This is a genomic window from Paraburkholderia sp. BL6669N2 (genome assembly GCF_003387275.1).
Lineage (GTDB): Bacteria > Pseudomonadota > Gammaproteobacteria > Burkholderiales > Burkholderiaceae > Paraburkholderia.
Window position 1 is genome coordinate 4,704,966 of record NZ_QUNA01000002.1, and the last position, 24,350, is coordinate 4,729,315.

General features: G+C 60.9%; 17 protein-coding genes and 2 pseudogenes. 12 read left to right on the plus strand and 7 right to left on the minus strand.

Translation table 11 applies throughout. The annotated features are described in order from the left end of the window. Positions 1-407: 407 nt before the first annotated feature. The 8 genes and pseudogenes from B0G80_RS43690 to B0G80_RS43725 all read left to right on the plus strand — a co-directional run. The gene (locus B0G80_RS43690) at positions 408-806 is read left to right on the plus strand and encodes a hypothetical protein (RefSeq protein WP_116123647.1); all 399 of its coding nucleotides are present in this window, start codon (positions 408-410) and stop codon (positions 804-806) included. 501 nt (positions 807-1,307) lie between these two features. Beyond that, positions 1,308-3,704, plus strand: coding sequence for a phosphoketolase (locus B0G80_RS43695; RefSeq protein ID WP_116123648.1), 2,397 nt, complete (start codon positions 1,308-1,310; stop codon positions 3,702-3,704). A gap of 91 nt (positions 3,705-3,795) precedes the next feature. Next, a complete protein-coding gene (gene ptsP, locus B0G80_RS43700; RefSeq protein WP_116123649.1) occupies positions 3,796-6,348 on the plus strand; it encodes a phosphoenolpyruvate--protein phosphotransferase in 2,553 nt (850 codons plus the stop codon). Between the two features lie 22 nt (positions 6,349-6,370). Then, entirely contained in the window at positions 6,371-8,200 is a 1,830-nt protein-coding gene (ptsG, locus tag B0G80_RS43705; protein WP_116123650.1) for a PTS glucose transporter subunit IIBC, read from the plus strand. 18 nt (positions 8,201-8,218) lie between these two features. Then, positions 8,219-10,717 carry a glycogen/starch/alpha-glucan phosphorylase gene (locus B0G80_RS43710; protein ID WP_181920194.1) on the plus strand — a complete coding sequence of 833 codons (2,499 nt, stop codon included), beginning with the start codon at positions 8,219-8,221 and terminating at the stop codon, positions 10,715-10,717. Then, positions 10,704-12,794 carry a glycogen-debranching protein gene (locus B0G80_RS43715; protein WP_116123652.1) on the plus strand — a complete coding sequence of 697 codons (2,091 nt, stop codon included), beginning with the start codon at positions 10,704-10,706 and terminating at the stop codon, positions 12,792-12,794. The genes B0G80_RS43710 and B0G80_RS43715 overlap by 14 nt, the downstream gene beginning before the upstream one ends. After that, positions 12,795-13,288, plus strand: a pseudogene (locus tag B0G80_RS43720) (hypothetical protein). Between the two features lie 85 nt (positions 13,289-13,373). After that, positions 13,374-13,895, plus strand: a pseudogene (locus B0G80_RS43725) (DDE-type integrase/transposase/recombinase); the annotation flags it as partial. Positions 13,896-14,009: 114 nt separating this feature from the next. Here B0G80_RS43725 and B0G80_RS43730 read toward each other — a convergent pair. Continuing rightward, entirely contained in the window at positions 14,010-15,770 is a 1,761-nt protein-coding gene (locus B0G80_RS43730) for a SulP family inorganic anion transporter (RefSeq protein ID WP_116123653.1), read from the minus strand. A gap of 938 nt (positions 15,771-16,708) precedes the next feature. Between B0G80_RS43730 and B0G80_RS46320 the strand changes: the two genes are divergently transcribed. After that, positions 16,709-17,107, plus strand: coding sequence for a hypothetical protein (locus B0G80_RS46320; protein WP_181920195.1), 399 nt, complete (start codon positions 16,709-16,711; stop codon positions 17,105-17,107). Positions 17,108-17,328: 221 nt separating this feature from the next. Here B0G80_RS46320 and B0G80_RS47930 read toward each other — a convergent pair whose 3' ends face one another. Beyond that, positions 17,329-17,640 carry an RNA chaperone Hfq gene (locus tag B0G80_RS47930; protein WP_309568814.1) on the minus strand — a complete coding sequence of 104 codons (312 nt, stop codon included), beginning with the start codon at positions 17,638-17,640 and terminating at the stop codon, positions 17,329-17,331. A gap of 264 nt (positions 17,641-17,904) precedes the next feature. On the opposite strand from B0G80_RS47930, the gene B0G80_RS43745 reads away from it, so the two are divergent. Further along, positions 17,905-18,900: a LysR family transcriptional regulator gene (locus B0G80_RS43745; RefSeq protein ID WP_116123654.1), complete on the plus strand. Its 996-nt coding sequence runs from the start codon at positions 17,905-17,907 to the stop codon at positions 18,898-18,900. A 197-nt stretch (positions 18,901-19,097) separates the two neighbouring features. Here B0G80_RS43745 and B0G80_RS43750 read toward each other — a convergent pair whose 3' ends face one another. The 4 genes from B0G80_RS43750 to B0G80_RS43765 all read right to left on the minus strand — a co-directional run bounded on the left by B0G80_RS43750 (position 19,098) and on the right by B0G80_RS43765 (position 21,973). Continuing rightward, the gene (locus B0G80_RS43750) at positions 19,098-20,279 is read right to left on the minus strand and encodes a porin (protein ID WP_116123655.1); all 1,182 of its coding nucleotides are present in this window, start codon (positions 20,277-20,279) and stop codon (positions 19,098-19,100) included. A 305-nt stretch (positions 20,280-20,584) separates the two neighbouring features. Beyond that, complete coding sequence (locus B0G80_RS48385) at positions 20,585-21,037, minus strand: tyrosine-type recombinase/integrase (protein WP_408969397.1); 453 nt, start codon at positions 21,035-21,037, stop codon at positions 20,585-20,587. Beyond that, a complete protein-coding gene (locus B0G80_RS43760) occupies positions 21,031-21,660 on the minus strand; it encodes an integrase arm-type DNA-binding domain-containing protein (protein ID WP_116123657.1) in 630 nt (209 codons plus the stop codon). The genes B0G80_RS48385 and B0G80_RS43760 overlap by 7 nt, the downstream gene beginning before the upstream one ends. Continuing rightward, on the minus strand, positions 21,614-21,973 hold the full coding sequence (locus B0G80_RS43765) for a hypothetical protein (RefSeq protein WP_408969399.1): 360 nt from the start codon (positions 21,971-21,973) through the stop codon (positions 21,614-21,616). The genes B0G80_RS43760 and B0G80_RS43765 overlap by 47 nt, the downstream gene beginning before the upstream one ends. A 157-nt stretch (positions 21,974-22,130) precedes the next feature. Here B0G80_RS43765 and B0G80_RS43770 point away from each other — a divergent pair, with 157 nt between their 5' ends. Further along, positions 22,131-22,829 (plus strand): IS6 family transposase, encoded by a 699-nt coding sequence (locus B0G80_RS43770; protein ID WP_116123659.1) that lies wholly within the window; start codon positions 22,131-22,133, stop codon positions 22,827-22,829. Between the two features lie 72 nt (positions 22,830-22,901). Here B0G80_RS43770 and B0G80_RS48390 read toward each other — a convergent pair whose 3' ends face one another. After that, on the minus strand, positions 22,902-23,276 hold the full coding sequence (locus tag B0G80_RS48390) for a transposase (protein ID WP_408969401.1): 375 nt from the start codon (positions 23,274-23,276) through the stop codon (positions 22,902-22,904). A 684-nt stretch (positions 23,277-23,960) separates the two neighbouring features. Between B0G80_RS48390 and B0G80_RS45595 the strand changes: the two genes are divergently transcribed. Then, positions 23,961-24,311, plus strand: coding sequence for a hypothetical protein (locus B0G80_RS45595; RefSeq protein ID WP_147310003.1), 351 nt, complete (start codon positions 23,961-23,963; stop codon positions 24,309-24,311). Positions 24,312-24,350 lie beyond the last annotated feature (39 nt).

The following is a 24,350-nucleotide window of genomic DNA, read 5'->3' on the forward strand; positions in this document are numbered from 1 at the left end:
CGGCTACCTGCTTGCTGTACCCACGATTGGCCGCGGCCACCTGTTGGCGCATCCTCAAGATTTCGTCGGGATGCTCTGCAGCCGCCGGTGCACCTGTCGCGGAATTGTTTCGAGCCCGAACGGACGGGCTTGAATGCAGTGCAACCAAAATGGGCGAAGCGGTAACCACTAGAAAATTCATGATGGAAGTCGCCCCCTTTGCACTATAAAGTGCCCTATAGCGCCACAAATGCTGTGGCGGCCTCGCCGGGGGCGCATTCGATATGCACGTCGGAAAACTCGGAGTAAATTGTGTTTGCACCCGATATCGCCGTTGCCGTAGTAGTGACGGCTGCGTAGCGCTCGCTTTGTTCTACGACGCGGCCGCCAAAGTTCGCTAACCAGTCACCTCGGCTCTGGAGAACCTCATGACAGATATCGCACTTGCACGCAAAAATGCCTGCCTCGCCGTGGTTTATGCGGTATTGACGGACCTGATTGACGACAGCAATCTAATCAATGCGGCTCTACGTGTTGCGGATTACCTGGCGGATGATCTTGAAGGCAAGATCACCGAGACTGACGCCGTACTACTTGCTGTCGACGCATTAACCAAAGTTAATCGCGCGACTCGTCAGTGGTACGACGTCGACGGTAACTCGATGGACGCGATGAGAGTCGCAGACTTTGTCATCGATGAGCAAATGAACGGGTACGACTGCGCAACCAGTCCACATAAAACGACTTCGTCTGCGGCGAGAATCCAGGCGCGAGCGGCCGCGGTAATTCGGCCAATGGGATCATCGATGCGGCCCGTTCAACACTGAGGCGCGAGCCTTGCGACGGCGGGCATCCGCAGTGGGAAACCGAGAGCGGGCTCAGCAGACGCGGGTGATGATAAGACGCGTCTACTACGCCGCTATCGGCCGCCCATCGAGGAAACTCAGGCGGACGCGGCCGTAAAGCTCGTGTTCGACGGCCACTAGCTCATGCCTTCCCTCTGATTTCGACGTGCGCCAAGAGAGCGCGGAAGTTTGTACTTGTTCGGGAAAGGCTGTGGCGGGCTTCGCTAAGCGGATAAAACAGAAACTTGAAAAACGTAACAGGCCAAACAGTAAAGACCGCCTTCGCGCGCCAGAAATGCGCCGTAGCTTGCAATCTGCGTTCAGTAACATATGCTTTTTTCAGAGTTCTTTCGGGCTTCTTTCCCGAACTCCATGCAACGGGCCGTCAGGCGCGAAACGGCCCGACAAAGCGACAGCGCCGCCGCAGCGCCCAACGCTTTTTCGTTCATCTCAGATCGAGGCGCATGGACAGGAGACGTCAGCATGAGCAACGATGGCGCATCGGACGCTTCGTATCCCTCCACGCTTTCCAGCGACGAACTTGGGCGCATCGACGCCTGGTGGCGGGCCTGCAATTATCTTTCGGTCGGGATGATTTATCTCAGGGACAACCCGCTTTTGCGTGAACCCCTGAAAGTCGACCATGTAAAGCACCGTCTGCTCGGACACTGGGGCGCAAGCCCCGCGCTGTCGTTTGTCTGGGCCCATTTGAATCGCGTGATCAAGCGCGACGATCTCGACGTGATCTTCATGGCCGGCCCCGGACACGGTGCGCCGGGCGTACTGGGCCCCGCCTATCTGGAAGGCACCTACTCGGAGGTGTATCCGGACAAAAGCGAAGACGCCGAAGGCATGCGGAAATTCTTCAAGCAGTTCTCGTTTCCGGGGCATATTGGCTCGCATGTGACGCCCGAAACACCCGGCTCGATTCACGAAGGCGGTGAACTCGGTTACAGCCTCTCGCATGCTTATGGCGCCTCACTCGACAACCCCGATCTGATCGTGGCCTGCGTAGTCGGCGATGGCGAGGCCGAGACAGGTCCGCTTGCTACCGCGTGGCATTCGAACAAGTTCATCAATCCCGCGCGCGATGGCACCGTGCTGCCGATCCTGAACCTGAACGGCTATAAGATCGCCAATCCGACGATCCTCTCGCGCATCAGCCATGAAGAACTGGCGGCACTATTCGAGGGATACGGTTATACGCCGTACTTCGTCGAGGGATCGGACCCGTCGGAGATGCATCAGAAGATGGCCAGCACGCTCGATACGGTCATCGGCGAAATCCGCGCGATTCACGAAAGAGCGCGCGCAAACGGCAACACCGAGCGCCCGCGCTGGCCGATGATCATCCTGCGCTCGCCGAAGGGCTGGACGGGACCGAAGGAAATCAACGGCCACAAGGTCGAGGGCTCGTGGCGCTCGCATCAGGTGCCGTTTTCCGATGTGCGCGGCAACCCCGCGAATCTCGAACTGCTGGAAAGCTGGCTGCGCAGCTACAAGGCCGATGAGTTGTTCGACGACAACGGCCAGTTGCTCGCCGAACTGCGCGAGCTTGCGCCGCAAGGGTCACGCCGCATGAGCGCCAATCCGCACGCGAACGGCGGCGTACTGCGCCGCGAATTGAAGCTGCCGGACTTCCGCGACTACGCGGTTGAGGTCACGCACGCCGGCAAGGTGCTGCGCGAGAACACCCAGCCGCTCGGCCAGTTCCTGCGCGACACGATGCACTGCAACATGGACACGTTTCGCGTCTTTGGCCCTGACGAGACCGCATCCAACCGTTTGCAGTCCATTTACGAGGTCAGCAAGAAAGTGTGGATGGCCGACATGCTGCCCGAGGACGACGACGGCGGCGAACTCGCGCGCGACGGCCGCGTGATGGAGATGCTCTCGGAACACACGTTGATGGGCTGGCTCGAAGGCTATCTGCTGTCCGGCCGTCATGGCTTCTTTCACACTTACGAAGCGTTCGCGCACGTGGTGGACTCGATGTTCAACCAGCACGCGAAGTGGCTCGACGTGTGCAAGAATCATGTGCCGTGGCGCGCTTCCGTGGCCTCGGAGAACATCCTGCTTTCTTCGACGGTATGGCGTCAGGATCATAACGGCTTCTCGCATCAGGACCCCGGGTTCATCGACCTCGTGACCAACAAGAGCCCGTCGGTCACGCGCGTCTATTTACCGCCTGACGCCAATACGCTGCTCGTCGTGGCGGATCAATGCCTGCGCTCGACCGATTGCATCAATGTAATCGTCGCGGACAAGCAGAAGCATCTGCAATTTACGACCATCGACGAAGCGGTCGTCCATTGCGCGAAGGGCATGGGCGTGTGGCGGCGCGCGAGCAATGACGAAGATGTGGAGCCCGATGCGGTGATGGCTTCATGCGGAGACGTCGCCACGCAGGAAGCACTCGCGGCGACGGCTATTTTGCGCGAGCGTCTGCCCGAACTGCGACTGCGCTTCGTGAACGTGGTCGATCTGTTCAGGATGCAGCCGGTGACAGAGCATCCGCACGGCTCTACCGAGCGCGAGTTCGACAGCCTGTTTACGGTCGACAAGCCCGTGATTTTCAATTTTCACGGCTACCCGTGGCTGATTCACAAGCTCGCATATCGTTTTCGCAATCACGAGAATCTGCACGTTCGTGGCTACACGGAGAAAGGCAACATCAATACGCCGCTCGAACTCGCGATTCTCAACAAGGTGGACCGTTTCAACCTGGTGCTCGACGTGCTCGACCGCGTGCCGCGCTTGCAGGGCAGAACCGCGCATCTGCGAGACGACATGAGGAATGCAATTATCCTCAACATGAATTACGCGCACGAGCACGGCACCGATAGCCCGGAGATTTCCGAATGGGTGTGGCCGTATTGACCGGTTCGTCGTCTGCGCCATGCATCTCGCGCTCGCATGGCCCGAATCAGACTCTTTCTGGCGAGCGTAAAAAACATTAGGAGTTGTCGCAATGCAAGCTCCTGAGGGTCCCCTGCGCATCGCGTTGAGCGCGCCACTTTCGGGCGTGCTGGTGCCGTTGGATAGCGTGCCCGATCCGGTCTTCGCGCAGAAGATGGTCGGCGACGGCGTGTCGATCGATCCGACGTCGGATGAGTTGCTGGCGCCGCTTTCCGGCAAAGTCACGCAACTGCATAGCGCGAGCCATGCGCTGACTATCACCGGCGACAACGGGCTGCAAGTCCTGTTGCACATCGGGCTCGACACTGTGCTGTTGCGCGGCGAGGGCTTCATGCCGCTCGTCAAGGAAGGCGACACCGTCGCGGTCGGCACGCCGCTGATCCGCTTCGACCCGGTGGTGGTCGGTGCGAAGGCAAGCAGCTTGCTCACGCAGATGGTGATCGCCAACGGCGAACTCGTCACCCGCTATGTGCCCGCTAAAGGCCTCGTCAACGCGGGCACCGACACGGCCCTGTATGTCGAGCTGGCCGGCAGCATCGCGGACAAGGAGACGGCGGGGGCGGCCCGCGCAATCCTCTCTGGCGAAATCACGCTGCCCAATCCGGCGGGCCTGCATGCGCGGCCCGCCGCCGTCGTCGCTGTGGAAGCGAAGAAGTTTACGTCCGAGATCCGCCTGCTGCGCGGCAGCGACAGCGTCAACGCGAAGTCGGTCGTCGCGATCATGGGGCTCGCCACCACGCTCGGAGACAAGCTGCGCGTCGAGGCCCGCGGGCCCGACGCAGCGGAAGCAGCGAGCGTGCTTGCGCGACTGCTCGCCGACGGTTCTGGCGAAAAGCCCGGCGACGCACCCGCGTCTGCCGCAACTTCAGCGCCTCCGGTTTCAAGCGCCGAGCCAATCGCCACCCGCGCCGCAGTCACCGAGGCCGACCCTAACGAGTTCACCGGGGTCTGCGCTTCGCCGGGAATCGCCGTCGGCAACGTGGTGCAGTTCCGCCAGCAAGTGATCGACGTGAACGAAGCGGGCGAATCGCCGCAACGCGAGCGCGCGAAACTCGAAGCGGCGCGGCACCAGGCGCGTCAGCAGATCGAAGCGCTGAAAGCGACGCTCGCCGATGCGTCGAAGGCGCAGATTCTGGCTGCGCATCTCGAACTGCTGGACGACCCCGACCTGAGCGATATGGCGATCGCCAGCATCAGCGAAGGCAAGGGCGCGGGCTTCGCGTGGCGCGAGGCTTTCCAGAGGCAGGCGAGCACCCTCGGGAAGCTCGACAACCCGCTGCTGCGCGAACGTGCGGGCGATGTCCGCGACGTCGGCCGGCGGGTGCTCGCGTTGCTCGCGGGCGTCAGGCAGGCGCAAATCGACGTGCCGCAGGACTCGATTCTGGTTGCCGAAGAACTGTCTCCGTCTGACACCACGTCGCTCGATCGCAGCAAGGTGCTCGGCTTCTGCACGACGACCGGCGGGGCGACGAGTCATGTTGCGATCCTCGCGCGTTCGCTCGGCATTCCCGCGATTTGCGGTATCGACGCCCGCGCGCTGCAAGTCGCCGATGGCACGCCCGTCGTGCTCGACGGTTCGCGCGGCCGCTTGCGGCGCCACCCGAGCGCCGACGAACTGGCGCAGGCGCACGAACGCATCGGGCGCCAGGCCGCCAAACGCGAAGCCGAAAAGCTCGCGGCGAGCAAGCTCGCAATGACGGCCGACGGCCACCGCATCGAAGTCGTCGCGAACATCCGCAATGCGCAGGAGGCGCGCGACGCGGTGGCGGCCGGCGCCGAAGGCGTGGGCCTGTTGCGCTCCGAGTTCCTGTTCGATGCGCGCGACACCGCGCCATCCGAAGACGAGCAGGCCGCCGAATATTGTGCGGTAGCCGAGGCGCTCGGCCGCGAACGTCCGCTTGTGGTCCGCACGCTCGACGTCGGCGGCGACAAACCGCTGTCGTATCTGCCCCTGCCGAAGGAAGACAATCCGTTCCTCGGTTTGCGCGGCGTGCGGGTGAGCCTGGCACGTCCCGACATTTTCCGCACGCAATTGCGCGCGATCCTGCGCGCGGCGCCACTCGGCAATCTGCACGTGATGTTCCCGATGATCGCGACGGTCGAGGAAGTGAAGGCCGCGCGCAAAATCCTGCTCGAAGAAGCCGGCGACCACGCGGCGAGCGTCAAGGTCGGCGTGATGATCGAAGTGCCTGCTGCCGCGCTGATCGCCGAGCCGCTCGCGCGCGAAGTTGACTTCTTCTCGATCGGCACGAACGACCTGACGCAATACACGCTCGCGATGGACCGTGGTCATCCTCAACTCGCAAAGCAGGCCGATGCGCTTCACCCTGCGGTACTACGTCTGATCGGCATGACGGTCGAGGGCGCGCACCGGCACGGCAAATGGGTCGGCATTTGCGGCGGCATCGCGTCGGATGCGACGGCCGTGCCCGTGCTCGCGGGCCTCGGCATCGACGAGCTGTCGGTCAGCATTCCCGCTATCGGTTCGGTCAAGGCCCAGCTTGCGCGGCTGACGATGGCCGAGGCCAGCAAGCTCGCCGCCGACGTGCTGCGTCTGGGCACCGCCGCGGAAGTCCGCGCGCAACTTTCCCGTTTTTCCGACTGAGCGGATCAAGAGGAGACCTGCCATGTTTTCGCATGCGTTCGGAGTCTTGCAGAAGGTCGGCAAGTCGCTGATGCTGCCGGTCGCGGTACTGCCAGTGGCCGGCCTGCTGCTCGGTCTCGGCGCAACCGACTTTCACGGTTACGTGCCGGCGGTCGTGCTCGCGCTGATGAAGAACTCGGGCGACGTGATCTTCGCGAACCTGCCGCTGATCTTCGCGATCGGTGTCGCGCTCGGCTTCACCGAGAACGACGGCGTCTCGGGCATTGCCGCGACGATCGGCTATCTGGTGATGACGGCGACGCTCGGCGTTATCGCGAAGGTCGAAGGCATCGAGCCCGACATGATCATGGGCATCCCGTCGATCCAGACCGGCGTGTTCGGCGGCATCCTGGCCGGTGGCCTCGCGGCATGGATGTTCAACCGCTACTATCGGATCACATTGCCGTCGTATCTAGGCTTCTTCGCGGGCAAGCGCTTCGTGCCGATCGTCACGGCGATCGGCGCAATCGTGCTCGGCGGCATCCTGTCCTTCATATGGCCGCCGATCGGCAGCGGTATCAAGGCATTCTCGCACTGGGCGGCGGTGTCCGACCCGCGCACCGCAGCAACTGTTTACGGTTTCGTCGAGCGTCTGCTGATTCCGTTCGGCCTGCATCACATCTGGAACGTACCGTTCTTCTTCGAAATGGGTAGTTACCTCGATCCGACGACCGGCAAGACGGTGCACGGCGACATCACCCGTTTCTTTGCGGGCGATCCGAGCGCGGGCATCCTCGCGGGCGCGTTCCTGTTCAAGATGTTCGGTCTGCCCGCGGCGGCGATTGCGATCTGGCACTGCGCGAACCCGGAGAAGAAAGTGGCCGTCGGCGGCATGATGATTTCGGCCGCGCTGACGTCGTTCCTCACCGGCATCACCGAGCCGATCGAATTCGCGTTTCTGTTCGTCGCGCCGCTCCTTTACTTCATCCACGCGTGCCTCGCGGCGTCGGCGCAGTTCGTCGCGAACACGCTGGGCATGCGCATGGGCTTTACGTTCTCGCAAGGCGGGATCGATTTCCTGATGTTTAACCTGGTCGGTAATAAGGGCACGCACGCCTGGTACGTTTTGGTTCTCGGCCCAATTTACGCGGTGATCTATTACGGCGTGTTCCGCTTCTTCATCGCGCGCTTCAACCTGAAGACGCCCGGCCGTGAGGACGACACGGTCGAAACGGCGCCGCCCGCCACGAGCGGCACAGGCGGGCGTCCGCGCGAACTGGTGCTTGCGTTCGGCGGACGCTCGAACATCACCAGTCTCGACGCGTGCATTACGCGTCTGCGCATATCCGTGAAAGACCCCGCGCGCGTCAACGAAGCAAAGCTGAAAGCACTCGGTGCAGCGGGCGTGATGCGCGTCGGCAATGGCGTGCAGGCGATCTTCGGGCCGCCGTCGGAGAATCTGAAAACCGACATGCAGGAGTATCTGAAGACGGCAGGCAGCGACGCCGACCTGGCCCCGGCCGGCACGCCCGTCACACCGGACGAACCAATGGCTAACGCGGGCGCTACGGCTGCTGCGGTGCTGGCGGGTTCAGCGCAAAGCTCGGCGCAGGAAATCGCGCGTGCGGAGAGGATTCGCGCGGCGCTCGGCGGGGCGGCCAATATCATCAAGCTCGAAGCGCTAGCGGCCACGCGCTTACGCGTCGAGCTGTCCGACATCTCGCGGATCGACGCGGCGGCGCTCAAGGCTGCGGGTGTGCCTGCCACGCAAGCGTTGAAGAACGGCGCGATCGACCTGCTGGTCGGACTCGGCGCCGAGAATCTCGCGAATGCGCTGCACTGGACACCGACAGCCCATCCAACTCCGGCATGACATGCGAGGGAAGCGATCATGAACGATGTTTCCGTAGCGGATGCGGCTTCGAACGCGAAAGCCGCGTCGCTCGATGTGAGCGGCTACGCATTCCAGCACGACGTGGTGAGGAATCTGATTTGCCGCGCGGGGCGCTACCCGGACATTGCGGGCCCGCACGACTGGTACATGGCGCTCGCCTTCAGCGTGCGTGATCGCATGCTCGCGTGCTGGGCTGCATCGACGAAAGTCTATGCGGCGAAGGACGTCAAGGTGGCCTGCTATCTGTCGGCGGAGTTCCTGATCGGACCGCAACTCGGCAATAATCTGCTCAATCTCGGCATGCAAGACGAAGCGCGCGAAGCCATGCACGCGCTCGGCCAGGATCTCGACGTGCTGCTCGCGATCGAGGAAGAGCCGGGACTCGGCAACGGCGGACTTGGACGCCTTGCCGCGTGCTACATGGATTCGCTGTCGACACTCGAAATACCGGCAATCGGTTACGGCATCCACTACGAGTTCGGCATCTTTGATCAGGAGATTCGCGACGGCTGGCAGGTTGAGGTGACCGACAAATGGCTGCAGAACGGCAACCCATGGGAAATCGTGCGGCCGGATGTGAGCCACTACGTAGGCTTCGGCGGATACACACAGCAGCAGACTGACGACGAAGGCCGCCTGCGCGTGAGCTGGATACCGGCGCGGCAAGTGAAGGGCGTCGCCTGCGATCTGCCAGTGCAGGGCTATCGTGTCGATACCTGCAATGTCCTGCGGCTGTGGAAGAGCGAAGCGGTGGAGTCGTTCGACTTTCAGGACTTCAACGCCGGCCAATACTACGAGGCGGTGCAGGAAAAAGTCGTGTCGGAAACCTTGTCGAAGGTGCTCTATCCGAACGACGAGCCGGAAGCGGGCAAGCGCCTGCGTCTCGCGCAGCAGTACTTCTTCGTTTCGTGTTCGCTGCAGGACATGCTGAGGCTGATGGAACTGAAGGGCACTTCGATCGACCATTTCGCGGACCTGTTCGCCGCGCAACTCAACGATACGCATCCGTCGATCGCGGTGGCCGAGTTGATGCGTCTGCTGCTGGACGTGCGCGGGCTTTCGTGGGATACCGCGTGGGACATCACGCAGCGCACCTTCGCATACACTAATCACACGCTGTTGCCCGAGGCGCTCGAAACCTGGGGTCTGCCGCTCTTTCAGAGCCTGTTGCCGCGCCCGCTCGAAATCATCTACGAAATCAATCGACGTTTTCTTGACGACGTGCGGCGCATTTTTCCCGGCGACGACGCGCGCGTGACGCGTATGTCGCTGATCGACGAACGCGGCGACAAGAAAGTGCGCATGGCGCATCTGGCGACGGTTGGCAGTCATGCGGTCAATGGCGTGGCCGCGTTGCATTCGGATCTGCTACGCCAAACCGTGCTTCGCGATTTCGCCGAGATATATCCGCAGCGCTTTCTCAACGTCACGAACGGCGTGACGCCGCGCCGTTTCCTGATGTTGAGCAACCCTGGTCTCACGCGTCTTCTCGATCAAACGATCGGCCACGAATGGAGCACCGATCTCACGCAGCTCGACGCACTTGCCGCGCACGCCGACGATGCCGGCTTTCATGAAGCGTGGCGCGCGATCCGACGCGACAACAAGGCCGCGCTCGCGGCGCGGATCGCGAGCGCAACGGGCATCGACGTCGATCCGACCGCGCTGTTCGACATTCAGGTCAAGCGCATTCACGAATACAAACGCCAGCATCTGAACGCGCTGTACATCATCAGTCTGTATCACCAGCTATGCCGCAATCCCGCGCTCGACATCGCGCCGCGCTGCTTCATCTTCGGCGGCAAGGCCGCGCCGGGCTACGCGATGGCTAAGCTGATGATCCGCCTTGTCGCCGGCATCGCGGAAGTCGTCAATCATGATCCGCTAATCGACGGCCGGCTGAAAGTGGTCTTCTATCCGGACTTCAACGTGAAGAACGGACATTGGGTCTATCCCGCCGCGGACTTGTCCGAACAGATTTCGACAGCGGGCAAGGAAGCATCGGGCACCGGCAATATGAAGTTCATGATGAACGGCGCGGTGACGATCGGCACGCTCGACGGCGCGAACGTGGAGATCCGCGAAGAAGCGGGCGCCGACAATTTCTTCCTGTTCGGCTTGACCGCGCAGCAAGTCGAAGAGGCCAAGCGCAACGGCTATCGCCCGTCCGACTACGTGCAATCCGACGACGACTTGCGCGAAGCGCTCGCGCAGATCGCACAAGGGCGCTTCTCGCGCGGCGATGCGGACGTGTTCAGGCCGCTCGTCGACAATCTGCTGCACGCGGACCCATTCCTCGTGCTGGCCGATTTCGCGGATTACGTCGCGTGTCAGCAACGCGTCAGCGACGCGTGGCGCGACTCGAGCAGATGGACGCGAATGTCGATCATGAACACGGCGCGCTCGGGTAAGTTCTCGTCGGATCGCGCGATCAGCGAGTATTGCGAGCGCATCTGGAACGCGCGTGCGGTGAGGATCGACCTTGGTCAGCCGTAACACCGACATTACGCGCGGCTACGAGGCGCGGCCCGGTTCGCGATTTCCGCTCGGTGCGTCGGTCGTGCCGGAAGGGGTCAACTTCTGCATTTTTTGCCGGCATGCGACTCACCTCGAACTACTGCTTTACGCTTCCACGGATAGCATCGAGCCGTTTCAGATCATCGGACTCACGCCCGAAAGGAACCGCACGTTCTATTTCTGGCATGTGCTGGTCGAAGCGCTTCCTGTGCCGTGTTGCTACACGTGGCGCGCCTACGGCCGTCATGGCGTGCCGCAACTCGACGACGAGGCACTGGGCCGTCGCGAGTTGCTCGACCCCGCCGCGCGCGCGGTCAGCGACCGCCAGTGGCAGCGCGAGCCCGCAGCCGATGGGCACGAGCCCGGGCATACGTCCTATAGAGCCATCGTCACCGAACCGCTGGACAAACGCGAAGAGGTGGCCGTGCGCACGCTCGACGACGCGGTTATCTACGAACTGCATGTCGGCGGCTTCACACGCGATCCATCGAGCGGCGTACGACATCCGGGCACGTTCGCGGGGCTGATCGAGAAGATCCCTTATCTGAAGGAGCTGGGCATCACGCACGTCGAGCTGCTTCCTGTGATGGCCTTCGATGAGCAGGACGTGCCGACATCGGCCGCCGCCAAAGGGCTCGTCAATTACTGGGGCTATAGTACCCACAGCTTCTACAGCCCGCATCCGCGCTATTGCGTCGAGCCTGAGCGAGCACCGCAGGAATTTCGTGCGCTGATCGACTCGATGCACGCGGCCGGCATCTGCGTGCTGCTCGACGTGGTGTTCAATCACACCGCGGAAGCGGGCCTGAGCGGTCCGGTGATCAATTTCAAGGTGCTCGCCAACGAAGTCTTCTATCACGTCGATCCGGCGGACGGCGGGCGTTATCTCGACTACACCGGCTGTGGCAATACGGTCAACTGCAATCATCCGCTGGTGTCGGCGTTCATCCTCCACTGCCTCGAGTACTGGGTGGAAGAACTCGGGGTGGACGGCTTTCGCTTTGATCTGGCGAGCGTCTTCACGCGCGGTGAAGGCGGCGCGCTGCTGCGCACGCCACCGTTGCCGTGGGCGATGGAAGCGTCGCCAGTGCTTGGGCGCGTGCCGCTGATCGCCGAGGCGTGGGACGCGGCGGGCTTGTATCACGTCGGTGCGTTTCCGGGCATGGCGTGGGCCGAATGGAACGGCCGCTACCGCGATGTGATCCGCCGTTTCGTGCGGGGCGATCCGGGACTGATCGGCCTGATGTGCACGTGCCTCGCGGGAAGCGCGGATCTCTATGAAGCGGACGGCAGACTGCCCACAAACAGCATCAACTTCGTGACCTGCCACGACGGCTTCACGTTGCGCGATCTCGTCAGCTACGACGCGAAGCGCAACGAGGCGAACGGCGACGGCAACCGCGATGGCAGCAACGAGAACCTGTCGTGGAACTGCGGCGCCGAGGGCGACACGGACGATCCGTCTACCGTCGGTCTGCGTTTGCGGCAGGCGCGCAACTTCATGGCGATCCTGTTGCTAAGCCAGGGCGTGCCGATGCTGCTCGCCGGCGACGAAATCCTGCGTAGCCAGCGCGGCAACAACAACGCGTACTGTCAGGACAACGCGCTATCGTGGATGGACTGGCACTTCTCCGATGGCGCGCTCGACATGCTACGTTTCGTGCGCGAGATGATCGGGCTTCGCAGGCGTCACGCGAGCCTGCGCCGGCGCCGATTCCTCACGGGCCACGCCGGGCATGGGCAAACGCATCCCGATGTCGCCTGGCATGGCGAACGGCTCGGCGTCCCCGCATGGGGCGACCCGGACGCCCGGCTGGTGGCGTTCACGCTTGCGGGACATGCGCCGGGCGAACCCATGTTGCACATCGTCCTCAACATGAACGCGGATGCGCGCGACGCGGAGCTTCCCGCCCTCGACGACGCGAAGTGGCGGCGGATGGTCGATACGGCCGCGGAACCACCGGCGGACATTGTTTCGACTGTTGAAACAGCCCGCGTCGAGCGCGTTACCTGTCGTGTAGAGGCGCGCAGTGTCGTGGTGCTTGAATCACGATGAATGTACGCGACGCATGGCGTGTGCGCCGTTGCGCTCGTGCTCGGCGCTTGCGCACAGCCGGAGCAGCGGTGCAAATCGGGATGAATGAACAGGCGGTTATCGCGAAGCTCGGTCCGCCGAAGGAGACGTACGATCTGCCCGACGGTGGCAAGCGCCTCATGTGGCCTACTCAGCCCATGGGAACGACGACCACCGCCGTTGATCTCGATACGTCGGGCAATACGACCAGCGTGCGGCAGGTACTTCAGGAAAACGAGTTCTATCGCGCCGAGGTCAACAAGTGGACGCGCAACGACGTGCTGGTCGCGTTCGGGCGACCGTTCGAAACGGCGCATTTCAAGCGGATGGATCGCGAGGTGTGGTCGTATCGATACATGGAGAACAACATCTACCACATGATCTTCAATTTCTATTTCGACCCGCAGGGCGTGCTTAGGCAAACGCAGAAGCAGCCAGACCCAAAATTTGATCCGAGCCTGCGCAACAGGTTTTGAACGTAGACGCGAGGCGATCTCTTCTGGGGTCGCGGTTAGCACCGCTATTTCGCGAATCAATTCCTGCGCGCCCTGCATCTTCATGGCGCCTCACAAGCCCCGCGCGACATGGCGCCTAGACGAAGTATTTGTCACCTTGCGCGGCGAGCCTTGCCTGCTATGGCGCGCTGTTGATCAACACGGCGCTGAACTCGATATCCTGCTACAGAAGCGCCGCGACAAGGCAGCAGCAAACAGTTTTTCAAGCGCGTGCTTGCCTCGTGTGCTGAAGTACCGCGCAAGATCGTGACCGACCAGCTGCGCAGCTATCCGGCGGCGAAAGCTGAGATTCGCGAGCTCGCTCATATGAAGCACGTTTTTCGTCAAAGCCAGCGCGCGAATCAATAGCCGCGCTGAAAACAGTTATCAGCCGGCGCGCGAACGTGAGCGACGCACGCGCGGCTTCCGTGATCCTGAACGCAGGCAGGTTTTCTGGTCGAGCTTCGGTCCGATTCGTCAGCACTTCGCGCTCAAGCGACACCTGCTATGCGCCTCACTCTGTCGAAAACAGCTCGCCACACGCTTCGCCGCCCGGCGTTGTTTCACTGAGGCCACCCAAATTCCGTCCGTTTTCTGTGCAAGCGTCTGTCCTCTCCGCTATCGTGTCGCCAACAATTCATGTGACAGCGCCGCAGTGGGCAACCCGCGCTGCGATGACAATTGATTTGCGCTCTCGACGCGCTCAACGATGGTCAGACGCAGGCGTCTGGCCTGCACCCGCGGCATCAAGGTACGCATCGACCGCGCTGCCTATGGTCGGATGAAAGCACGCATCGGGAAAGATTGGCGACAGCTCCAGGCGCCTGAGCTTGTCACGGACGGGGTCTTTCATCTCGGCGAAATGCAGCTCGATGCCGCGGTCCTGTAACGTGCGGTGCAGCTCGCGCAGCATGTCGGCCGAGGTGACGTCCACGCTCGTCACCGGCTCGGCAGTCACGACGACTCGTTTGACGGGCGTAGTGGCCTGCTGCGCCGCCTCGATCACGCGCTCCTGGAACAATTCTGCGTTCGCGAAGAAGAGCGGCGCATCCCAGCGAAACAGCAGCAGCCCCGGAATCTGTGTCGCGTGCGGGTAACGCTTCATGTCATGATAGCCGCGCAATCCGTCGACGCGGCCGAGTACGGCGTAATGGGGACGCCATCCGTCCCATAGAAATTCGATGATAGCGATGACCACGGCAATGCAGATGCCGGGAATCGCGCCGAACACCGCGACGCCGGCGAAGCAGCAAATCGACAGCCAGAACTCCCATTGCTGAATGCGATAGATGCGCTTAAGCTCGCTGAACTCGAAGAGGCCGATCGCCGCGGCGATCACGACTGCGGCGAGTGCGCTACTCGGAAGATGGCGCAGCAGATTTGGTCCCGCGAGCAGAACGGCCGCGACCGCGAGCGCGCCGACGATGCCCGTCACCTGCGTCCGGGCGCCCGCAGCTTCCGCAACCGGCGTGCGCGATGAACTGCTGCTGATCGGAAAGCCTTGGAAGAGCCCGGTTGCGAGATTGGCGACCCCCAGTCCAATCATTTCCTGATTCGGATCGACTCGCATGTTGGAGCGCGCGGCAAACGTGCGCGACAGCACACTCGTGTCCGCGAAGGAAATCAGCGCGACCGCGCAACTGCCCAGCACGATGCGCCCGAAATCGACGTCGCTTACAACGGGCAGCGAGAACGTGGGCAATCCCTGCGGAATCGTGCCTAGTACTTTCACGCCCATGCGATCGAGCTGGAACACGCTCACGCAAAGCGTCGCGAGCACGACGGCGATCAGGATGCCCGGCACCTTGTCAAAGCGCTTGAGAAGCAGAATGAGCGCGAGACTGCCCGCGCCGACCGAAAAGCTATACCAGTTCGCCTGCCCGGCGCCGACAGCTTTGACGAGATTGAGCAGATCCCGCAGCGGCCCGTGATCTTCGAACGATATCGCAAACAGCTTCGGCAACTGGCTGATCAGTACCGTCAGCGCGATGCCGTTCATGTAGCCGTATCGAATCGGCGTGGACAGCAGCTCAGTCACGAAACCGAGCTTCAACACGCCGAAGACGACGCACACAAGTCCCGAGATGAGCGCCATCATGCTCGCCACGGCGATCGCGCGCGACGGCTCCCCTGACGCGCTCAGCACGACGACAGCGAGCACTGGTGCGGCGAGCGCGGAGTCGGGGCCAAGCACGAGAATGCGGCTTGGGCCGAAGATTGCATAGGCGAGCAGCGGGACAATGGTCGCATACAGGCCGCACACGCCGGGCACGCCCGACGCCTCAGCATAAGCGACGCCGACCGGAACGAGCATCGTGGTCAGCACAAGGCCCGCGGTGATGTCGTTCCTGAGCCACGTGGCGTGATAGCCCTTGAGCATCGCGACGCCGGGCACATAGCGCAGCCACCTTTTGGGGATGCTGTCGGCGCGCTGCCGTGGTTGAAGAGGTTGATCGGATGACATGGTTCGGCAGCCGTAAGGCGTTTAGTGACGAAGGCACCCCGCACGATCACGTAGAGTGCTGTGATCGCGCGCTTGCACGCCCCGAACGGCAATCCGCGACGCAAGGAGAGCCCCAAGCCGACCGGCGCGCCTTGTGCGAGCAGATCACCTCGCGACGATATTCGCCGCCGACCCGACGAGCGTCGCGTCGTATATCATGCTGTGACGCCAGCAAAGGTCAGCAGCGCTCCCGCGCCCGGCTTTGCTGCTGTGCCTGAATGCAACTAACCGTCAAGTCTTGGTCAAAAACCCACTCGCGGTTGCACCGCTCAAAAACTGCCGTCAGGCCGGGGAATAGGGTATCGCTGCAAGGACCCGGATGACGCAAAGGCACACAACGTCGCACGCGGGCTCACGCCGTCTGGCGCAACAGTCAACGGGAGCGCAAAAGCGAGCGGGAAACCTCGGGGTCGGCGTAATCGAAGACGCGCGGCATTGCGGCGCAAGCGATGCCGCAAGACGCCCATGTCATCCGCCAATCATCGCCCATACCCTTTGTGACGGGAGGGGTCGTGCACGCCATGCATTGTCCCCTTCCACGCATCGTCGGCGTGTCGCTGGGCATTTTTGAGTGTGCGCGTAATGCGAGCGTTGGCTTTGGGCTTGAACGCTAAAGTCAGGCCCGAAAATGCCCGTCGGACAGTTTTCGTGGTGACCATGGTGAGCTTCCAGTCATGTCGGTGAAAGTAAGTTTACGCGGTTTTATGCTGCCTGTCGCGTGTCGACATCGACGACGCTCGGGCATACGCGCATGGGGTCGTCAGTGATGGCGCAGCCAATTCGGACACCTCCTCCCGTGCGACTGGCGCCCCGGTATGCGGGAGCAAGCCGAGCACGTGACAGTCGGCTCGTGTGACAGCCGGCATGATCTGCCGCCCTGAATTTGACGGAGGAGGGTGATGGGGCATCGGCACCAGCGCGGCGAGGCGGTATTCGGTGGCCCCGTGATACGCCCTGTAGAAAACGCCAATCTAAGCGGTGTCGTCATTGGCGCGCCGACCCAGGTGCATCGCGCCGGCATTGGCGCTCTGAAACCGCGCTTCGCGTGGAACTTCAACGGTAATCCAGCGCTTACGCCCGAGGAGACCCGACGCGAGCAAGTTAAAGACGAGGGCGACCCAGCCTTGCATCTTCCCTCGACCTATCGAGCGCGGAAAACGAACATCCCGGCGGCCTGGATCGCCGCGTGCGTCGCGCTCCTTCTGTCGCCGCCAACCGTCCTTGCCAGGGACGAAAAGCCAGGTATCGCCTTTTCCGAGATCGACCCCGACGCGCCGTCTCAGGCCATCCGCACATGAGTCAACATCCGAGTACCTCATCGACACTGCGCGAGTTAGCGCGGCGCAGAAACCCAATGGTACGGGGACGGGTGAGGCTTGGCGTAGCGGCAGCATGTCATGGCAGTTCTCATCGGACACGGCGCCGTAATTGGTCCGTCGTGTCACCGGTTAACGGCACCTCGGTGGGCTCACGTACTTGGCCCGTGCCATTGACGGGCAGCACGGTCGAAATGGCATGTTTAAAAAACAAGTTGCGAACCTGAGCCAGACACTAGCAGAATTGAAAATCTGTCAAAGGCGGCCAGTTGACCGCTCAGTCTTATGCCGTTCACAAGGAACACGTTCACGGCGGCCTTGTTCTTTATAAGCATGTGCAAAAAATCGTCCTGTACGTCCGGGCGTGTAGTCATGTTCGAAGTCCATGCGTAGATGCTTCGGTCGTACCGGCGACACCTGAAGCCACCGAGCCAGTCCAGGTAAAGTGCGTTAGTCTCACCCGGCGGCGCTGATCGCATGGCGCGAACACGGACCGGATGCAGTTCTCCGGTCATGGCGAAGGTAGCATTATCGCTCTGCCCTAAGCGGATACTGCTCGAGCGCGCCAACTCGGGCGCGACACCAAGTATTGCGAGGCAACGAGAATAAGATTGTTATTCTGTCAACGAGCCACGCGAAAACCGCGCGCTCTTTCGACTAAAGTACCTAGTGGGGCACATCCGAATTGCCCAAAAAAGGGCTGGCATGTGCCGCTGGAATGCCGGGTTGGTTTCTCACAATTGACGAACTGAAACGCCTTAACAGATTGAAGGCGACCCATGGATATGCTGCAGGCCATACGTGCCTTTTCCCGAGTTGCATCAGTTGGCAGCTTTACTGCGGCAGCGCAAGAACTCAACCTCGTTACATCTCAGGTTTCGCGTGCTATCGCAGATCTTGAGACGCACCTGCAGGTACGTCTGTTGCAGAGGACGACCCGGCGCGTGGCATTGACTCAAGCAGGGGAGCGATATCTTTCGCACTGCGACGTGATCCTGAATCAATTGGCACAGGCGGAGGCGGAGGCATCGGAAGTGGGCGCTGAGCCGGCCGGGACACTTAGGATCGGCGTATCCGCGAGTTTTGACCGATATCACCTATCAGGGCTACTTTCGAGCTACCTGGAGCGATTCCCTCAGGTTTCGGCGAGCGTGACACTGTTGCCGCAGATGCAGGACGCGCTGCCCGGCGACTACGACGTCGTACTGCTTTGCTCGTCCGAACCGCCCGGCCCTGGCATAGTCTCCGAGCGACTTGGGGCAGTTTCTTCGATCCTATGTGCTGCACCCGTCTATCTGGCGCGATACGGCGTGCCGAAGACGCCTTGCGACCTCAAACAACATCGGTGCTTTGATCACGCTGGCGACGTGTCATCCGGGCAATGGCAGTTCGAGGGGCCATTTGGCCACGAAACGTGTTCGGTCGGCGACCCGATTCTTCATAGCGACCTGAGCGATGTACTCGCTGATGCAATTGAGGCTGGTCTTGGTATAGGCCCATTGTCGCTGCGGGCGGGGATGCAAAAATTACAGGCTGGAACGATGATGCACGTCTTGCCCAGGTACAGGATGCAGGCGCGCAATGCCTACGTGCTTCTTTCTTCGCCGCGCTCTCACGACAAGAAAGTAAGTACATGGGTCGAATTTCTCAAGGAAACATTGCCCCAGCGTCTCGTACGGGACGAGGCGGCGTTCACGCCTCACCTGGCGCCGGCCTCTGGCGATGAAGCAATGTCCGCACACGACGTACAAAAAAGAGGAAATCAGGATGCCTGATATGAAAGCTACTTTTGGAGTCGGAGGGACAGAGAGTCGATAGAGGTCTTAATCCGAGAAAGCGGTGACCGCCCACGGTGACCCGTCCTCTTGCGAAGTCGACAAGATGACAGCGGAAAAGCCAACCTTCGGGCTCGCGTCCTGGGCCGGCTTCGTGCCGCGGCCAGACGTCACTGGCCGCATCCAATGCATTTCTCCTAGAACTTATGACGGATACCCAGGCTGATAATCGCTTGCGAGCTGGATCCTGCCGTTAATCCGTACGAGCCAACCGAAGCATCCGCCGTGACGTGGCTACCATCGGCCGCTCGTTGCGTGCCGTTTGCGTGCTGGTAAGCGCCAATCAGGTACAGGTCGGTACGCTTCGACAGGAGGTAGTCCGCACCCAGCGAACCCTGGTGATACGTAGCCGACGTGTCGCCAGCGCCGTGCGTGTAGATGTAGCCCAAGCCGATCAGCATGGCAGGCGTGAGCTGGTAACCCGCGTAGCCGCCGGCGACGTGAAATTTCTCCTGATTCTGGAAGAGCGAGAAGCCGTCTGGCTTGTACTGCGCGAAGCTATAACGGATATTGAAAGTGAACGGACCCGTGACGTACTGGGCTGCTGCCGATGTGATGTCGATCGACTTGGCCGATGAGTATCCGCCGTTGATGGCTGAGTCGAACGTACCGTCGGACGTTGCGCTGGAGCCCCAGTGCGACAACGAATTGGTCGTGCTCGCACGGCCGGCCGCCGAGTTAGCGTTCTCCATGCGGATGTAACCGGCTGCAAAGCTCAACGGACCAAAGGCGTACGTCGCCGCGCCCGCCCACGTCTGGCCTGCGCCCGTTGAGCCCGCAACGCCGCCGAATGCATACATGCCTTCGAACTGGAAGCCGCTCCACACCGGCGATACGTACTTGACTGCGCTGTTGGTACGGGAGCTGTTGTCATTGTTGTCGACGTCGCCCGGCGTCGTGAACGTGCTGCCGAAGTAGTTATCAGCCGTCAGCGGCTGGACCATGTCGACAAGCGGGTCGTACTGGCGACCCAACGTGAAGGTACCGTACAGGTCCTGCGTCAGGCCGACGTACGCCTGGCGGCCGAACAGGCGACCGCCCTGGTTCAATCCGCCAGTGTTCACGTCGAAACCGTTTTCCAGCTGGAAGATAGCCTTCAGGCCACCGCCCAGGTCTTCGGTGCCCTTCATGCCCCAGCGGCTGCCCTGCAGGTTGCCGGCGTACGTTTGAAACAGATGATTGTTCGCCGAATCTGCGTGATATACGTACTGGATTGATTCATCGATCAAGCCATACAGCGTCACACTGCTCTGTGCATGCGCTGCGCCTGTTGCGCCGAGCAGCGCAAGCGAGAAGGTCGACAATGCGATTCGTTTCATGCGTTTCTCCCGGCAGGATGATTGTTGTTGCGAACATGAGGGTAACTCCGCATCGTTCGGTTACCGAAGCAAAAAAAGTAACCTGTCGTGAATTTCTGACACTGACGCACATTTGTCCGAGGAAAAGAATCGCCGATGGATCAATTTGGATTGCTCTGTTTCCGCGGTTTCTGTGGCGACTGCTTAAATCTATGCGCGTCACCTTGTACTAGACGGTCGGCTGGCGCGACGCATGGACAGGCGTAGAATGAAGCGCGAGAATCGGGGAGGCAGATTCGTCAGGAATCCTTGCTTCCAACGTCGGCTCACGGTCTGTTCAGTTCACGTACCTCGTGTGCCGTGTGCCCGAAGAGGCGTTCGTGATTAAATCCAGCGCGAACCAAGGCTGCATTGATTGTCGTCGCCGCCATGGACCGGGAGTTATTTCTGACGTTCGGGAAGAGGTAGTTGTCAGCGTTCGTAGGTCGAGTATTTTCTCGAACTTTTTTCAAAATCTCGATTGACTGTGAGCTGAGCGGCACTACGTGCGGACGCTCCATTTTCATGCGCTCCGCTGGGATGGCCCATATCGCTGATTCAAGGTCGATCTCCCTCCATGTCGCACCTCGCAACTCGATAGTACGCACTGACGTAAGCAACAGTAAGTGCACCGCTGGACGTGTGCGCTGAGTTCCCGTGACAGAAAGTGCCTCCATCACGTGTTTGAGTTCATCAGCTTCCAATGCCCGATTGTGACGCGTAGGCGGGAGCGTCACCACGTCGGATGGTTTAAGCGCCGCAACAGGACTTGCGTCGACCCGTCCGCTGATAATCGCTCGCCTGAATATTGCGTCGAGGTGTTGGCGCAGACGTATCGCGATATGAGGAGCACCCTCGCCTTGCGTTCATCTTGCGCAAGCGCTTTGCGCTTCGCAATCGATTGCATCAGGTCATAAACGTGTGCCACCGTGATATCACGCACCGGCGTTTCGCCGAGTGACGAACCCTTCACGTAGCGTGTAAGGAAACGGGTAGCTTGCCCATGGTAGTACGCTGTCCAGTTGGCACGGTTGTCATTCAGCCATTTCCCGCATACCGACCAAAGCGTGTTCTTCTGATGTGCGACAGTCTGCTGTTGAAGTTGCTTCTCGTGCGCCTTCGGGTGGATGCCGGAAGCCACCAGCTTGGCCGCAGCGTTGCGGAGTTCGCGAGCGTCGGCTATTGAAACATCAGGAAATCGGCCTGGAGTGTAACTGCAGTCCTTGCCTTCCAACCGATAGTCAAATTTCCAGACTTTCGAGCCGGGGACCGAGACACGCAAATACATAGAGTCTCGGTCGCGGATTTTATAGGGCTTACTCCGCCGTTTGGCGTTTTGCAGGAGTGGGTAGGTGAGCCTCATGGAGTTCTCCTTGACGGATACCTACCATGAGCCGCAAATTACCCGCAAAACTGCCGGAAGCACCCGGATTTCTTCGGCTTGCGTCGGATGCACCGGCGGTTACCGGATGGGCAACCATGGCCAAAAAATAGCGCTTGATCCATTCGCTGTAACCCTTTACCAGAAAGCCTCCCGAGCGCTCCAGGTACTGCTGGCGGGACGTTTCATACACTCCCCGCAGTGCGTACCAGGGAATGTGAGGCAAGTCGTGATGCACCAGATGATAGTTATTGTTCACAGCCATTACAAAAGAGCGGGATGCTTTGCTGAGCAAGACGTTTGCCGTCGTTGGTGAATGCGCACCTGACTTTTACCCGCAAATTACCCGCAACGTCCGTCTTCGGGTTTTGTCGCAATAGCGATGCTGCGGTAAAGTGCAAGTTGCCAAAACTTTGCTTGTGCCCACGATGAAGAAGACCGCAACACGACGAATGGCCCTTGCTGCCGGCGTTGCCAAGGTGCTGCAGCGGTTGCACTATCCGCTGGACGTGATGTTGTTGTGCGTGCGGTGGTATGTGGCCTATTCGCTAAGTCTTCGGAATCTTGAGGAGATGATCGCTGAGCGCGCCATTGGCGTGGATCATTCAACAGTGCATCGTTGGGTCATCAAGTTGGTGCCGTTGTTCGAAAAGACCTTTCGCAAGCACAAGCGCCGGGTGGGCAGGAGTTGCCGCATGGATGAAAGTTATGTCAAGGTCAAAGGCTCGTGGAAATATCTTTATCGCGCCGTGGACAATGCGGGCAACACCATCGACTTTCCGTTTAGAGCCAAGCGGGACAAGGCTGCTGCCCAGCGGTTTTTTGAAAAGGCAATCGGTCAGAACGGCTCGCCCGAGACGGTGACCATCGACAAGAGCGGTTCCAATCTGGCAGCACTTCATTTGGTGAATGCCGAGCGCGAGACGCCCGTCAAGATTCGTCAAGTCAAGTATTTGAACAACGTGGTCGAACAGGACCATCTGGCCATCAAACGCATCACTCGGTCGATGCAGGGGTTCAAGGACTTTGACTGCGCTCGCGTTATTCTCAGTGGCATTGAGACCATGCACATGATCAAGAAAGAGCAGATGAAATGCCGGGGTAAAATCCCGCTGTCCGCTGTGCAGCAGTTCTACTCGCTCGTTTCATAAGGCACCCTTTGGATATCGCATTTTCTCGTCCCTCCCGTCTTACTGCGACACAACCCGTATTGAGGTTGGGCCTTACCACCACAGCGGTTCGCTCTTTTTGACCGCCAGCAGAAATGGTTGCGTGCGCGACTCGAGCCATAGCCGCAGGGGACGGTCACCGCCGTACACCTCGTCGCCGGTGATCCAGCCACAGGGCACCCCCGTAAGGACATTGCGAGCCGCGTCGGGATCCCACTGCGCCCGCTCAAGGAGGTGCTGCACGCCATCGGGTGCGGCCTCGCCGATCCGTTCTGCGAGCTGCCAGCCGTTCTTGCGTTCGACTGTACCCAGCAGACCCTTTAGACAAACCAGCGAACGCTGCCGCGGCTCGGCGCGCCTGAACAGGCCAGCCAGTCTTTCATGCAACAGATCGATTTCATGTTCCCACGCTTTCGCGATCTCTTTCACGGCCCTATACAAAGTAGTAGTACTATTTTGGTTTAGAAAAAATAACTACGGCTGTAGTGCTAAGTGAGCGGGCTGAATCCTTGCCGGCGAGGATATGAGAAGTCGCGGCAAGTATAAACCCCTAATGCCGGGTAAGGTGGGCCGACACCGACTCTTGTACCGTTTCCGCCCGTAGTCGGTCCGGCATCGACCCGGTCTTCCGCTAAAACCTGTGAACGCTGGGGGCAGCTAGAGGTGCGGGTGGCCCCGTAATCGGCATGTCCGATGTTTGAGCAAGCCGAAACGGGTCGTCCAGCGTCTTCCCTGGACGCTGCCCGACGTGAACGCGGCGGCGCAGTTCGACATTTCGAACAAGCCGCGCCCGATACGACCGATCTCGCGCAGTGGCCCGGCGCAGCCGTTCTGCCGCCGAAAGCTGCAAGGCTTGCGCAGCATCAACCAGGCAGTGACGGTGGCCTGCCGGCCAGTAGCGGCTGTGAAGTTCGAACAAAACCCATATCCTCGTCCCAACAGAAGCGCATCGGTCTCGTAGTGCCAGGCGCGCAATCGTGGATCGTCACTCCCGCGCCGGTGCCAAAGTGACACTTTTTGACATACCTTTTCAACAGATTTTAGGATCCGATCCCTGTACATTTCCCTCTCATCACGTGATACACCTCGTGCTCTCTGTAAGGGAAGATGCTCATGAAGACTCGAACGTTTGCCATGCTGCTGGGTGGGGCTTTGCTCACATTCCTGACTGGTTCCGCATCCGCCGCCGTGGTCGTCGGCTTCGCGGTGCCGCGTCCCGTCGTCGTGGTTCCGGCGGCACCTGTCTATGCGCCGCCGACCGTGGTCGTGCAAGGCGGTTACCCAGTTGCCGCAGCGCCGACGACAGTCACGCCGGTTGTGACGGTTGCGCCAGCGCCCCCACCTTCCACGGCGGTGGTCGTCCTGCCACGTCGTCCTGTGGCGTTTGTAGTTCCGGCGCCGCACCCCTTCTGGGTGCCTGGACACTGGGTAGGTAGGGTCTGGGTGGCCGGTCACTGGTTGTGAAATGTCTGCGCCGTACCTGTCTCGCGCGATACATCACCC